Genomic DNA, 14,958 nt, shown 5'->3' with positions numbered 1-14,958 from the left:
AAGATTATGAATAAAAAGCTAAGTATTTGATTTCATAATGAAGAATTTATATGGAACATACTCAGCTTTTCTTTTATTTTTTTGAAAACGCTTAAATGATAATTTTTTCTATTAATCTAGAAGTAAACCCAAACTGCTAAACCTAATTTGTTGTTATTTCCAGAAAAAGGTTTAAGTGTTTCTTGGTTTATTACTACTAGTATCATGTTAGCACTTTCCAAAGAAAGGAAGTGGTTCAATTATGACTGACTTTAAACACCTATTTTCAAAAGTGACGATTGGAAATACTGAACTGAAAAATAGAATACTATCAACAGCACATCAAACGAATTATGTAGCAAATGGCATTCCTACTCCTGAAATGACTGCCTATCATGTTGCACGTGCAAAGGGTGGGGCTGGACTTATTATTCTTGAAGCAGCTGCAGTTCACACATCAGGTATGCTAACTTCACATACGATCGCAGGATTTGATGAAAAAGTAGTACCAGCTTATGCAGAAATTGCAAAACAACTTCATCAATATGGCACGAAAGTTTTTAGTCAACTATTTCACGGAGGTAGAGAAGTCGTATCAAGCGATTACCGTAATGCTTCTTGGGCACCGTCTTCTGAACCAAGTTTTCGATTTGGAATAATGCCGAGACCGATGAATATTGATGAAATTAAAGATGTCATAGAGGGATATGCTAATTCAGCTTTATTAGCTAAAAAAGCTGGTCTTGACGGAGTAGAAGTTTGTTGCTCCCATGGTTATTTACCAGCTCAATTTTGGTCTAGCCATACGAACCATCGCACAGATGAATACGGTGGATCCTTTGAAAACCGAATGCGTTTTATAATAGAAATAATACAACGGATCTGGGAAAAAGTAGGTGAAGATTTTACCGTAGGAATACGAATGAGTGCAGATGAAATGACAATGGATGGAACGAATGTAACAGATGCTGTAAAAATTGTCGAGCATTTAGTTGAAAACGTTAGAGTAGATTTTATAAATGTAACATCTGGTGACTCAAGTACATATGCAGGTTCGACTCATATCGTTCCACCTTCTCCAATTAAACATTCCTATAATGCGCCACATTCATTTAAAATTCGGATGGCAGGTGCAGTTCCGGTTTTTGTTGGCTCGCGGATCATAGACCCTATGGAAGCAGATCGAATCGTTGGTTCAGGAAAAGCTGATGTTGTTGGTATGACTCGGGCTTTAATCGTTGATCCTGAATTACCGAATAAAGCAATGAGAGGGGACCTACAGTCAATTGATGCATGTTTAGGATGTATACAAGCTTGTATAGGGCACTATTCTAAAGGTCTTCCAATTGGATGTGTTCAAAATCCGATGGCTGGTAAAGAGAAAGAATTATTACCGCTTGTCCAAAGTGTAAAAGTAAAACAAAAAGTGCTTGTCATTGGTGCAGGTCCAGCTGGACTACATGCTGCTTTAACTACTGATGGTGAAGGACATGAAGTAATATTAGTTGAACAAAGTGATGAGATTGGCGGATTGCTAAGAAAAATGAGAAAGGCTCCTATGCGACATGAAGTAGCTGAAACGATGATAGACAATTATAAAAGAAAGCTATCAAAAAGTAAGATAAATGTCCAACTTGGTAAGAAAATTACTCTTGAGAAAATAGCAGAAATAAAACCTGATGTCATTATTTGTGCAGTTGGATCTAGACCATACTTTCCACATGTAGAGGGCATCGGTGACCCAAGGATCATTACGGTAGATGACCTTTTCAGCGGAAATTCGATCCAAATAGGAAGACGTGTATTGGTATTTGATTTAATTGGCGATTGGCCAGGAATAGAGGCAGCTATACATTTGAAGGAGAAAAATCACGATGTTTCCTTGTTTTCAGCTAAGGTTCATATTGGAAAAGAACTACATTCATATCTAGTAAATGAATATCTAAAAAGACTCTATCAATTAAAAGTAGATGTTCGCCCGCATTTTGATTTTGGTGGTATTCATAATAATCAAGTCAAATTGAGAAATCTTTTTACTCATGAGACTGAATTGATTAACGACTGGGATACGATCGTACTTGCAATGGGACGAGTACCAAATTTTGAGCTTTATGAACAAGTGAAAGGTATGGCACCGGTTGTTCGACAAATCGGGGATTGTTTAGCACCTCGTACAATTGAAGAAGCTACTTATGAGGGCTTGACATCGGCTCTTGAAATAGGTGTTGTTTCTTCTAAAGTTCATGTATAGCTGACACAAATTAAAAAAGAACCTAGTCAAAAAGATTAGGATCTTTTTAGACAGTTGAGAAATGTGGTGATCAGGAATTCCCAGCATCCTATCATCTGTTATTTTGGAAAAACGTGAAATATGTATCTTGAAAGATTTTTACGATTAAATTAATTTATTCTATATAAAAGGCTAATCTAAAAGGTAACTGCTACCTTATAGATTAGCCTTTTTAATTTTGTTTTTTTTAAAATCAAGCAATAGTCATTTCCTAATTTAACAGGCTGCTAACGATTGCACCTACGTTCAAATTCATTTTTTAATTCATTTATATAGATTTTATCTGCTTCAGAAAGAGGAAGATTTTCATTTCGAACACACCCAACATAAAAAGGACGATGAAAAGGATTAATCAGTTTGATTGCAATAGCTTCCCCAGATTGAATGAGAGGTTCATTTTGTACAACAAAGTCTGTGCCAATTGTTATCGCAATATTTTCTTTTACAGCACTTCTAATGCTATCGAGATTATTTGCGGTGAATAATATTTCTGATTTGTTTTTTAAGAATTCAGCATAATACCATTTCAAATATTGTTCATCATGAACAACAAACGTTTCATTTTTTAAATCGTCTATTGTTAACTGTTTACATTCAGCAAGTATGTGATTTTTACTCACACAAACATTGATATTAACTTCTTGAAAGATATCAAAGACCATTTCTTTATTCTTTTTTATCAATTCATCATAAATCCAAATTAAACCAAAACGTAATTTTTTTTCTTTTACATCATTCAAAATTTCTAATGAATTTTTTCCGTGAACCCTAATCTTTGACTTTGGATTTTCGGCTCTTATTAGTTTAATTAAATTTACTATATAGTGCATTAGTCCAGGAACAGAAGCAATTGTAATCTCCTTTTGAATTTCATTATTGTTTATTGCTAACTGTTTTAATTTTTCAGCATGTGCTAACACATTAAGGGATTTTTCAATTAATTTCTCGCCCTCAGGTGTTGGAATCGTTCCTTGACGTAAACGAGTAAAAATTTTAAATCCGAATTCTTCTTCTAAATTATTTATAGCTTGGGAGATTGCCGAAACAGAAATATGTAAGTTCTTCGCTGACATTGATAGTGATTTAGTTTTGGAAACATCAACTATATATGCTAAATGGTCTAAATTCATTTTTTGCTCCTTAAGAAATCGTTAACTTAGTTTAAGTATAATTAAATATATTTTAACCTATTTTAATTTTATAATAATTTTTGGGGATATTTTTTAATGAAATCCTAATAAAGTATATAAGGGGAATATAAATGGGGAGAAAGAATTACACAAATTCGAAAGCGTTATCACTTACTTTAGCTTTATCTTTATTAAGTATGTCAGTAGTGAGCACGCCAGCGTATGCTACACCAAAAGAGGCTGAGTCTGTAAATATGCTTGCATCTAAGAAAAAAGATGAGAAAGATTTAGTAAATTTCCGAATTATGGAAACAACAGATATCCATACAAATTTATTAAACTATGATTACTACAAAGATGCAGCATATGAAAAAGTTGGATTAGCTAAGACTGCTACTTTAGTAAAGGAAGCTCGAAAAGAAGTTCAAAATAATGTTTTAGTCGATAATGGGGATTTAATTCAAGGTACACCACTTGGAACTTATGAAGCAAAAATTGATCCATTAAAAAAAGGTGAAGTTCATCCTGTATTTAAAGCAATGAACCTAATGGGTTATGATGTTGCAACTTTAGGTAACCATGAATTTAACTATGGGTTAGACTTTTTAAACGAAGCATATAATGATGCTGATTTTCCGTACATTAATGCAAACGTTTACGTAGATGATCACGATAAAAATCCTAATAATGATAAAAACAAATTTAACCCATATAAAATTATTAAGAAAAAAGTGATTGATGAACAAGGAAAGAAGCAAGAAATTAAAATCGGCTTCATTGGTTTTGTACCACCTCAAATTAGTGAGTGGGACAAGGCAAACCTTGATGGAAAAGTTATTACTAAAAATATAGTAGAAACAGCTAAAAAATTCATTCCTGAAATGAGAAAAGACGGAGCAGACGTAATTGTTGCGATGACTCATTCTGGATTTAATGCAAATAAAGAAAATACTGAAGACGTAATTTATTCATTAAGTGAAGTACCTGGTATTGATGCAATTACATTCTCTCATACACATAAGTTATTTCCAGCAAAATCAGAGGTTACACTTGATGGATTATTTTTAGGGGCAGATAAAAAGCCATTACCGGGTGTTGATAATTCGAAAGGAACAATCAACGGAGTACCAGCAGTTCAAGCAGGATACGGCGGTGGTTCATTAGGATTAATTGACCTAACACTTAAAAAAGAAAAAGGAAAATGGTCAGTAGTAAATTCTCAGTCTTCAACTAGAGAAATATGGGCTGATGTAAAGGATCCAACTACAGGTAAAACAGTAACAAAAAGTACAGTAGTTCCGGATCAAGATATCGTAAAGGCTGTTATACCAAATCATGATGCAACAGTTAAGTATGTAAATACACCAATTGGAACAACTACCGATGATATTCATAGTTATTTTTCATTAATACAAGATGATCCATCGATCCAAGTTGTTACAAATGCACAAAAATGGTTTGTAGAAAAATATATTGCTGAAAAGAAACCAGAATATAAAGAATTACCGATTTTATCAGTAGGAGCTCCATTTAAAGCTGGCCGTAATGGTGTAGCTGAATATACTGAGATTAAAAAAGGCGATCTTACGATAAGAAGTGCAGGCGATCTTTATCTTTATGATAATACGTTAAAAGCAATTAAAGTAAAAGGTTCTGTTGTTAAAGAATGGATTGAAATGACGGCAGGTAAATATAATCAAATTGATCCAAATAAAACAGAAGAACAACCATTACTAAATCCTGCTTTCCCTGTTTATAACTTTGATGTAATTGACGGTGTTAACTACCAAATTGATGTTACAAAACCAGCAAAGTATGATATAAACGGAAATCTAGTTAATAGTAATTCAAGTCGAGTACTAAACTTAACTTATAATGGACAACCAATTGATTTAAATCAGGAATTCATCGTTGTAACAAATAACTATCGTGCTGGTGGCGGAGGTAATTTCCCAGGTGTTAAAGGTAGCGAACTTGTAGTAGATTCTGCTGATGAAAATCGTCAAATCTTAATGGATTACATTTCTGAATCGAAAACAATTACACCAACAGCAGATCATAACTGGTCGATTGCTCCAATTAGTGGAAATGTAAATGTAACGTTTACAACTTCACCAAGAGCAGAAGAATTTATAAAGCCTAATAGTAATATTGCATTTACAAATAAAACTGATAATGCAGGCTTTGGAATTTTTAAATTAGATTTAGGTACAAAAGAAAATATTAAAGTTCAATTATTAGGCTTAAATGATCTTCATGGCCAGCTTGATACTGATACAAAAGTTACGCTTAATGGACAAGAAGTACTAGCAGGAAGCATGGAATACACAGCTGCCGCAATGAAACAACATGAAGCAGAAAATCCAAATACATTACTAGTTCACGCTGGTGACATGATTGGTGGAAGCCCACTGATTTCTGCGTTATTCCAAGATGAGCCAACTGTAGAAGTGATGGAAGCAATGGGCTTTGATGTTGGAACAGTTGGTAATCACGAGTTTGATGAAGGTATTGCTGAATTAAAGCGTATGATGAATGGTGGAGAACATCCTAAAGGTACAAAAGGATATGACGGAATGAACTTTCCAGTGGTTGCTGCCAATGCATATGATTCTGCAACAGGAGAATTAATTACTCAACCATACACAATTAAAGAAGTGGGCGGTAAAAAGATTGGTTTCATCGGAGTAGTAACGCAAGAAACTCCTAATATGATTGTTCGAAAAGGAAATGAAACGCTTGAAATTCGTGATGAAGTTGAAGCAATTAACCATTATACGGATATTCTAAAAAAACAAGGGATTAAAGCAATCGTAGTATTAGCACATAACCCTACTCTTCAAACAGGTAAAGCGGATCTATATGATGCAACTGATATTGCTGAAAAAGTTGATGATGAAGTAGATGTTATTTTTGCTGCTCATAATCATGTATTTAATGATAAAGAAGTTGATAATAAATTAATTGTACAAGCTTATTCATATGGTTCTGCATTTTCTGATGTAGATTTAGAATTAGATGCAGTAACAGGTGATATTGTTAAGAAGGAAGCAGAAGTAGTAACAGTTTATCAAAAAGACTATACACCAGACCCGACAGTTTCTGCGATCATGAAAAAATATGAAGATTTAATTATGCCAATTAAAGCTGAGATTGTTGGTGACTCAATGCAAACTTTACCAAAAGGATATCCATCTTCTGATATTTATGGTGATATTGCATTAGGTAACTTAATTGCAGATGGAATGAAAGTTGCAATGAATGCAGACTTCGCAATGATGAACGGTGGAGGAGTTCGATCACCACTTGACGCCGGTCAAGTTACGTTTGGTGATTTATTCGCAATTCAGCCATTTGGAAATGTCTTAAATAAAGTAATGCTTAGCGGTCAAGATATTGAAACAGTTTTAAATAATCAAATTACCGATAAGGGCTTAGATTTCCACATCGCTGGATTTAAGTATACTTGGGATTCATCAACTAGAAAAGTAGTAGACATCCTTTTACCAAACGGTAGTAAAATTGATCCTAACAAAGAATATTCAGTTGTAGTAAACAACTATATGTACGGAAATGTAAAATATGGTATTGGCGAACGTTCTACTGATTTAGAAGTAGGACCAGAAGATCTACAAGCAACTGTAGATTTTGTTAAATCACTTCCAAGACCTTTCGTTTATGAAGTTGAAGGAAGAATTCAAAAAGTAAATTAACATATCAATCGACTAAATAAAATCTCATTCTGATCTATTAGAATGAGATTTTTTTTAGATTCAATCCACTTTTTAACCTTTTTAAGAATTTGTAGAATTGAATTATTTAAAACAAAATAAAGATTTAGAGAATACAGCAAAACCTTTAAAGAAGTTTAAGTCAGCTACTTTAGATAGTGTGAAAAGTGCATTGGATATTCAATAACGTTGGGATCGTCCGTTACTACCCTGAACTTAATTTTAGAAAAAGCCAAATGAAAACCACAAGGGAAATTTTTCTCTGATGGTTTTCATTTTAAAATAGACTATATAAACGTCTTTCTAGTAAAAAAGTAAGTGTCTCAATATAGTTCACAAGTACTTTTCTTAAAACTGAATATTCGTAATATATTGTCAAAAGTAGTTTCGTGTATTAATATTAACTGTAAGCGAATACATATCCCGTTGCCAGTTCCTTTCTTTTCGGTTGGAGCTTTGCACGGAATACCTGTTTTGCGGGAGGAAATAAATTGTACAGTAAAGATACGATCTATCTTATTGGAGATGCAAAGACTTCATCTAATAATCCGATTATGCAAAAGTATAATGCTTTTTTTATTGGTTTGGTAGTCGATCAGACAAGCCATTTAATTGTTGATGCAGACTGTTCAGCTACAATTTCTTTAACTTCATCCTTTGTGCAGCAACTATTTGTTGGACAATCAATGTTAGACGTGGATGGGGTAATACAAGAAATTAATACACGTTATTTTGGTTCTTCCCAGAAAGCTCTGGCAGTAGCCTTTAAAAATGCACATATAAAATATACACAAATAATTGAATCTTAAACGCTGCTTTATCTATTTTCGTAGATGAAATCCAGCTATTAGCAGGGAAAGTTCCTTTCTAATAGCTGGATTTTTTATTTAATATAAGAATTTTGAATCAATTAGAGGTCTTGGAACTAACTTTAATCTAATAGGAAAGGACAAAAACGATGATTATTCAATCAATCCAAGTGCAAACAGAAGTTTTCCCTTTAAAAAAGCCATTCAAGACAGCTCTTAGGACAGCTACTGAAATAGAGAACATTTTTGTATATGTCCAGCTAGAAGATGGGATTGTCGGAGTAGGGGCTGCAGCACCAACATTGGCTATTACAGGAGAATCAAAAGAAAGTATTGAAGCGATTTTAAAGACTGTCCTTACACCACTACTACTAGGAAGAGATATTAGAAATATTAATGAACTCTCTCTATTGATTGAACGCTCTTGCGTGGCAAATACAAGTGCAAAAGCAGCTATGGAAATCGCACTGTATGATGCATTATGTCAATATCTTAATCTTCCACTCTATCAATATCTTGGAGGAAGGACAAATCAATTAAAAAACGATATGACCGTTAGTGTTGGAACGGTGGATCAAATGTGTCAGGATGCGATGCAAATAATCGAGGATGGCTTTTCAATTTTGAAAATCAAAGTCGGAAAAGACTGGTCGACTGACATTGAACGTATTATGGCAATCCGTGAAAAAGTCGGTAATCGCGTCACAATCCGAGTAGATGCTAACCAAGGATGGACTCCAAGACAAGCTGTTTCGATTATCCAAGAACTAGAACAGTTGAATTCAAAAATCGAACTAATCGAACAACCCGTTCAAGCTAGCGATATTGATGGACTAAAATTTGTTAAGCAAAACGTCAATACACCAATCATGGCAGATGAAAGTCTTTTTTCTCCGCAAGACGCATTACGACTAATTAAAGAGAATGCAGTTGATCTTCTAAATATTAAGTTGATGAAGACAGGGGGAATTAGAAGAGCACTGCAAATTGCAGATATTGCAGAAAGAGCGAATATTCCTTGCATGATAGGAAGTATGATGGAAACTTCAGTCTCAGTACTTGCGGCAGCACATATAGCTACCGCTCATCCGAATATTCAAAAAATCGATTTGGATGCGCCGCTCTGGTTGAAGAATCAAGATTTTGATGGAATTGAGTTTATTGGGGATGAAGTTCATTTATCATCCTTACCTGGTTTAGGGCTTCACCGAAGATTATCAAGAAGTCTTCGTTAAAATAGAGAGAGGAGTTTTACGATGAAAAAGACAAAAAATTTAATATTGAGTTTATGTGTTGCAGGTACTTTACTTTCTACAATGACAAGTCAATCATTAGCAAAATCACAAGAAGAACTTACTCCAGGGGAGACAGCGTACGTTGATGTGTCTGTTTCAACCCAGTGGACAACAAATGGTAGGTTCCAAGTTAGGGATATTGATGCGCCATCTTTAAGCAATCCGGTTGATCCACGTCAATGGTCAGCTAATATGGAAGATACTGAAGTTCGACGTTGGCTAACAAGCTATTTAGAAACACAAGCAGTATATGGCACAAAAGTAACTATTTTAGAGGAATCAGGTGACTGGGTAAAGGTTGCTGTAGATGGTCAGCCTACACCACGTAATACATTAGGTTATCCTGGTTGGATGCCGAAAAGACAATTAACGACGGATGATCGTTTAGAGAATTATAAGGATACCCCGTTTATTATGGTATCAAGTCAAACAGCTTGGTTGTATGATGGAAAAGCCTTAAATCATAAGTTTATGGAGATTAGCTTTAATACGCGATTACCTGTTATTAAAGACTTTGGGGATGTTGTAATGGTTGCAACACCAGATGATGGAAATAAATTTATTAAAAAAGCAGACGTGGCAGTTTATCAAAATGAAAATCAGTTCCCTAAGGCAACTCCTGAAAATTTAATTAATACGGCGAAGAAGTTCCTTGGTTTACGTTACTTATGGGCTGGTGTGTCGGGATTTGGGTTTGATTGCTCAGGATTTACATATAGCTTATTTAAGTCATATGGTATTACAATTCCACGAGATTCAGGGCCTCAATCTAAGAGCGGTATAGAAGTTAAAAAAGATGAGATTCAACCTGGAGACCTACTATTCTTTGCAAGTAACAACGGAACAGGATCAGTACATCACGTTGCAATGTATATCGGTGATGGTTTAATGATTCAGGCTCCTAATGCTGCTAGAAGTGTTGAAATCATTCCATTAAACACTCCTGGCTATATTGAAGAATTTTCTGGTGCTCGTCGCTATTGGGAAGAATAATTAAATAAATTGTATTCTACTAATTAAGGAAAGTTGAAAAACCATGAACAATTGCACTTGTTCATGGTTTTTATATTTTAATCATAAGGTTAGTAGTCTATTAGAAATAAGTAGATTTTTTAATGATTATATTAGTTATTGAGTACTTAGAGAAGAAGCTGTCTCAATAATAAATGAACTGGGCAGACAACGATACGGATGTCATTCCTGGACCAAAAGGTAGTCCGCATGGTACCCATATGGCTGGAACAATATGAGCAAATGGTGACGAAACAAAGGATGGAGTAGTTGGTATCGCACCTGGGGTTCAGCTTTTAGCTGAGAATGATGTATTTTCAGATAATGAAAGCGGAGCCTACGAGGATGATATTATTGCTGGTATTGAGCATGCTGTCACAATGAGGGCAGATGTTATCAATATGAGCTTGGGCGTAGATTCAGGTTATGCTGATGAAGATTATGATCCAATTCAAAAAGCGATCCGTGAAGCGACACAACAGGGGACACTAGTAGTCGTAGCAGCAGAAATTTAGCATACAGTACGCAGAATAGGCTAGTTCCGTCTACATTAAGACCATACGCAGAAGATCCTGATATTGGAACAGTCGGTGCACCAGGTGTAAGCCCGTATGCATTATCGGTCAATTTGCACCTTCATATAATTTTAAGGTGTCAAATAATCTAATACCAGATCAAAGCTATGATATGGTTTATGTAGGTGAAGGAAAGATTGCTACAGACCTTGTGACAAAGGATGGTTTTAAAGTAACATCGACACCTAAAACAGTAACAGTTGTTCAATAACTTTAGTTAGCTGTTAGGTAATTTCTAGATAGAAAAAAATCATTTTCCCTTAAATAAAAACCAAGAATACGATTGTATTCTTGGTTCTTTTGTTTGTTTTAGAACAGCTTTGCCACTAGCTTGATTTACCTTAGTTCGAATTAAGAATACTGATGTCAAATTTCGGTTCAATCGACATTCGTGGATAATCTTTTCTCCAATTTAAAGACTTCCAAACTTTTGGATGGAAAGCTTTTAATTCCTGTGCAATCCCTAGAACGTCTGAATTTGCTGATTGCATAGTCTTAATAGTTTCCAGAGCCATTTCTTCAAAATGTTTATTAAGAATTTTTTCCATTCGAGCATAATTAGGCTTTAACTTATGGCCTTCTTCGCCAAGCTCGAAAGCACTGACTTGTAACTGAACTTTAATGCTAATTTTCGGTAATTTACTTGCCGTATTGGAAACGGTGATTTTTGAAAAATTTCTTTTGATTGTAAACCCATAATTATTTTTGTTCCCAGTATCAGAAGATGATTTATCACCATGTTTTTTTGAGAAATTTCCTGTAAACCTTTGCCTTCCTTTGTTACCACCTTCTAGTAACATCATCATTTTAACTTGATCTCTATCAAGTTTTTTCCCTGTAGGTGTACCATTGCGGAATAATAAGGCACCACTTAATTCCAAGTCTGAATTTATGGGACTTAACATGGGTAATGCTAAATCAGAGAACGGTTCATTGCGGGATTGTATAAAATTCATCATTGAAACTGTTGGTATTGTTTTGTTCTTCTCCATAGAGATAATAAACTCATTCAAATCTTTTGAAAACTCTTTATCGTGACCTGAAGATGTTTCAATTACCTTTGACAAATCTCCATCAACTACGATTAATGGCGTATTAATAGATGAATATGGAGCACCGAGTAAAAAATCAAGTTCTGAAACTGGATGATTCATTGCAAAGCTCTGGCTTATCAAATAGACTCTCGTACTAATCCCTATAAAAGGTGACTGATCAGTAAATTCCCATTCTCCGATTGCTTCTGCTACACTTGGCCCTTTTAGCTCCTTCAGTACTGATATTGGCTCTCCAGTTCCCTGCCCAGTGCTTTTAAGCTTCGTAATGAGGAATAATGCTTTAACTTCACCTGTTTTATCGTCCAGGTCAAAACCATTTACATCAACTAAATGAAGCTTATTTAATTCCAATCGATCCCAACATCCAGTCAATAGTGGCAATAGTAGAATTAAAGATAAGACTTTTTTCATTTTTTCGCCACCCTTTCTTTTACAAAGGATATTAGTAGAATTAATGTAGGCACGCCCATAATCATAAATGCTGTTGCTATATTATGATACTCGGAAAATTTGGGAATCAAATGTCTGTTTGAGAAGAATAGTCCGGCCCCGAAGCATACAATTGCTAATATCCATACTAAAAGTTGGTGGTTACGTTTTTCTTTTTTACCGAGAAAAGCTAAGTATCGTGCTGACAAAAATAAGTAAATATAAGCTGTTACAAGCGTCACAGATAGCCAAATTGTGATAAAAAGAATATCTAGACTTTGAACGACTGGCCATCTGAACTTACGTAGAATATAGACCATTGGCTCAGGAATGAAATTTAATTGATTTTCACTAAAGTTGTACGTCACAATAAATGCTATAAACACATAAAATAAAGTTGTTATTCCATTAGCAACTGAAATCGCAATCAAAATATCCTTCTTTTTTTTACATTTTACAAATGGAAATACATACAGGAGAAGTTCGTATCCAGCATACGCCCAAAATGCTGGTAAAGCACCTTTTAGTATAGGCGCAATCCCGTGAGTACCAATTGGCAAAAAATGACGCAAGTCTCCTTTTCCAAAACCACTAATAAAGACGATCGCGAAACAAATCAGAAACATAACCATTATTGACTGCGTAAGGGTCGAGATAGATCGAAGAGTTGATGAAGCGATGTACCCGGTAATCATGACAAATAATCCAATTAGTACAAACCAAGGTGTTTCAAATAGCACCCATCGATTAATGACATCAGAATATGAAATGATGATCATTAAACATGATTCTGCACAGTATACTGCAAATAGAAAGTTTATGATCGATCCTAGTGGCTTTCCAATAATAGTTGATATGTATTGTTGAAAAGGTCTGTCGGGATAACTTTTTCCAAGTTGATAGATAATCAAGATACCAATTTGAGCAATTACACCTCCAATGATAATGGACATCCAAGAGTCATAGCCTGATATTTGAGACATTTTATATGGAATCGATAAAACACTGATACCTACTTGGTTCAGTATAACAAGGCAAACAAGTTGATTAATGGAAACCTTTTTTAATTGTATCAATTTGTCTCCCCCTTTGGCTTACTTATACTACTTTCGTCTTTAGCCAAGCTTTCAACTGGTCGTTTTTTCAAGCTCTTAATCGGTGCCCTGAAAAGAGTATCTTTAATCGTATTGCCATTAAACGACGTATAAAAGTAGGGAATACCCATTGTATTCATTCTTGCTAAATGTGTCAGAATCAATAGAAAAGATACTTCCAAACCGATTAGCCCGAATAAAGCAGCCATTAAGATAAAGGGATAAGCTAATAAACGAGCTGTATTACTCATTTCATATGAAGGGATGATAAAGGAAGCAATCCCTGTAAGCGCTACTATAACTACCATCATGTTCGAAATTAGATTAGACTGAACAACAACAGTGCCGATTAAAATACCACCTACAACCCCGATTGTCTGACCTACAGGATTTGGTAAACGGACAGTTGCCTCTTTTAAAATTTCAAGTATGAATAGCATTGTTATTGCTTCTAGAATAGGTGGCATTGACACGAACTGCATAGAGCTTTGAAGAGTCAGTGCAAGATCTAGTGGAAGAACTCGCGGATCAAAGGTAACGAGTGCCACATAAGCACTAGGTAAACTAATAGCAATGATAAAACAGAAGATTCGTAAAAATCTTAAAACGCTACCGAATAGCCAGCCGACCTGGTAATCATCAGGAGTTTGAAAGAATGCCCAGAACGAGACAGGAACGATTACTCCCTCTGGTGCACCATCGATTAAAAAAGTGATTTTCCCATCCATTAAGTAAGATAGTATTCGATCCGGTCTTTCAGATACGAGCATTTTTGGAAATAGCGAGAATTTTTTATCTTGAATAAGTTCCTGAAAAAAACCGGGTGCTTCAATGTAATCAGTATTAATTTTAGAAATTCTATGTTCAAATTCCTTTAAAACTACCTCGTTTGTAAGGGACTGCAAATAAAGTATAGCTACTTTGGTGTTCGATTTACGGCCAACTTGATAATACTTAATCACAAGATCTGGAGTGGCAACTAGATTTCGGATAATATTTAGATTCGTATTTAAATTTTCATTGAAAGCTTTGTGAGAGCCACGTAAAACGCGCTCATTTATTGGAACGTTCACAGAGCGTTCTTTAATAAGCTCTGCTCTAAGTAAATAGAGATTTGATTCACCTTTGATTTGAACAACAGTCTTTCCTTCAACGAGAGCTTTTGCTGCTACAGAAAGAATATCCGTTTCACTGTAATCGAGAATTGAGACAACTTCACGTATACTATCTGTTGTGTTATGAAGCAAAGGACGAATAATATGTTCTTGAACTACTACCTCATCAATCATTGAATCTAAATAATATAGGCGATAACTTCGTACACTGGTACCAAAATTGCTTGTTTTAAAGTCAGAACTATTAAATAGCAATTCCCGAAGTGAAATCTCATTTTTATCTAAATTTCGGTCAGCTATCATTTTATGCTCCTCTTTTCTATGTTAGGTAAATTTATCCTATTTTTCCCATAATACCTGTTAATATTCTGTACTTTAATATGTAGATAGTTTACTTTTATAGTTAAACTTCGAATTTGAACAATGAACCGTTATACGATACGTT

General features: G+C 34.7%; 11 protein-coding genes. 7 read left to right on the top strand and 4 right to left on the bottom strand.

Annotation, left to right across the window (positions count from 1 at the left end; genetic code table 11):
- Positions 1–241 precede the first annotated feature (241 nt).
- Positions 242–2,230 (top strand): oxidoreductase, encoded by a 1,989-nt coding sequence (locus COI44_RS08715; protein ID WP_098427586.1) that lies wholly within the window; start codon positions 242–244, stop codon positions 2,228–2,230.
- Positions 2,231–2,496: 266 nt separating this feature from the next.
- On the opposite strand, the gene COI44_RS08710 is transcribed toward COI44_RS08715, so the two are convergent.
- On the bottom strand, positions 2,497–3,399 hold the full coding sequence (locus COI44_RS08710; RefSeq protein WP_098427585.1) for a LysR family transcriptional regulator: 903 nt from the start codon (positions 3,397–3,399) through the stop codon (positions 2,497–2,499).
- A gap of 254 nt (positions 3,400–3,653) precedes the next feature.
- Here COI44_RS08710 and COI44_RS08705 point away from each other — a divergent pair, with 254 nt between their 5' ends.
- From COI44_RS08705 to COI44_RS24570, 6 genes are all read left to right on the top strand, one after another.
- On the top strand, positions 3,654–7,112 hold the full coding sequence (locus COI44_RS08705; protein ID WP_483295478.1) for a bifunctional 2',3'-cyclic-nucleotide 2'-phosphodiesterase/3'-nucleotidase: 3,459 nt from the start codon (positions 3,654–3,656) through the stop codon (positions 7,110–7,112).
- Positions 7,113–7,621: 509 nt separating this feature from the next.
- Positions 7,622–7,939 (top strand): DUF3870 domain-containing protein, encoded by a 318-nt coding sequence (locus COI44_RS08700; RefSeq protein WP_098427583.1) that lies wholly within the window; start codon positions 7,622–7,624, stop codon positions 7,937–7,939.
- Between the two features lie 149 nt (positions 7,940–8,088).
- Positions 8,089–9,174 carry a dipeptide epimerase gene (locus tag COI44_RS08695; protein WP_098427582.1) on the top strand — a complete coding sequence of 362 codons (1,086 nt, stop codon included), beginning with the start codon at positions 8,089–8,091 and terminating at the stop codon, positions 9,172–9,174.
- 21 nt (positions 9,175–9,195) lie between these two features.
- Entirely contained in the window at positions 9,196–10,227 is a 1,032-nt protein-coding gene (locus COI44_RS08690; protein WP_098427581.1) for a C40 family peptidase, read from the top strand.
- A 293-nt stretch (positions 10,228–10,520) separates the two neighbouring features.
- Positions 10,521–10,760: a S8 family serine peptidase gene (locus COI44_RS24575; protein WP_286163861.1), complete on the top strand. Its 240-nt coding sequence runs from the start codon at positions 10,521–10,523 to the stop codon at positions 10,758–10,760.
- 136 nt (positions 10,761–10,896) lie between these two features.
- Positions 10,897–11,031 (top strand): hypothetical protein, encoded by a 135-nt coding sequence (locus COI44_RS24570; protein ID WP_286163833.1) that lies wholly within the window; start codon positions 10,897–10,899, stop codon positions 11,029–11,031.
- 130 nt (positions 11,032–11,161) lie between these two features.
- On the opposite strand, the gene COI44_RS08680 is transcribed toward COI44_RS24570, so the two are convergent.
- From COI44_RS08680 to COI44_RS08670, 3 genes are read right to left on the bottom strand one after another with little or no spacing between them, the layout of a single operon-like run.
- Entirely contained in the window at positions 11,162–12,286 is a 1,125-nt protein-coding gene (locus COI44_RS08680; RefSeq protein ID WP_098427580.1) for a Ger(x)C family spore germination protein, read from the bottom strand.
- Entirely contained in the window at positions 12,283–13,380 is a 1,098-nt protein-coding gene (locus COI44_RS08675) for a GerAB/ArcD/ProY family transporter (RefSeq protein ID WP_098427579.1), read from the bottom strand. Before COI44_RS08675 ends, COI44_RS08680 begins: the two co-directional genes overlap by 4 nt.
- Positions 13,377–14,816, bottom strand: a complete 1,440-nt coding sequence (locus COI44_RS08670; protein ID WP_098427578.1) for a spore germination protein — start codon at positions 14,814–14,816, stop codon at positions 13,377–13,379. The genes COI44_RS08675 and COI44_RS08670 overlap by 4 nt, the downstream gene beginning before the upstream one ends.
- Between the last annotated feature and the right edge of the window lie 142 nt (positions 14,817–14,958).

Source organism: Bacillus sp. AFS088145 (assembly GCF_002564465.1).
GTDB lineage: Bacteria > Bacillota > Bacilli > Bacillales > Bacillaceae_G > Gottfriedia.
The sequence above is the reverse complement of the archived record's forward strand: the minus strand, read 5'-3'. Positions and strand labels throughout refer to the sequence as shown.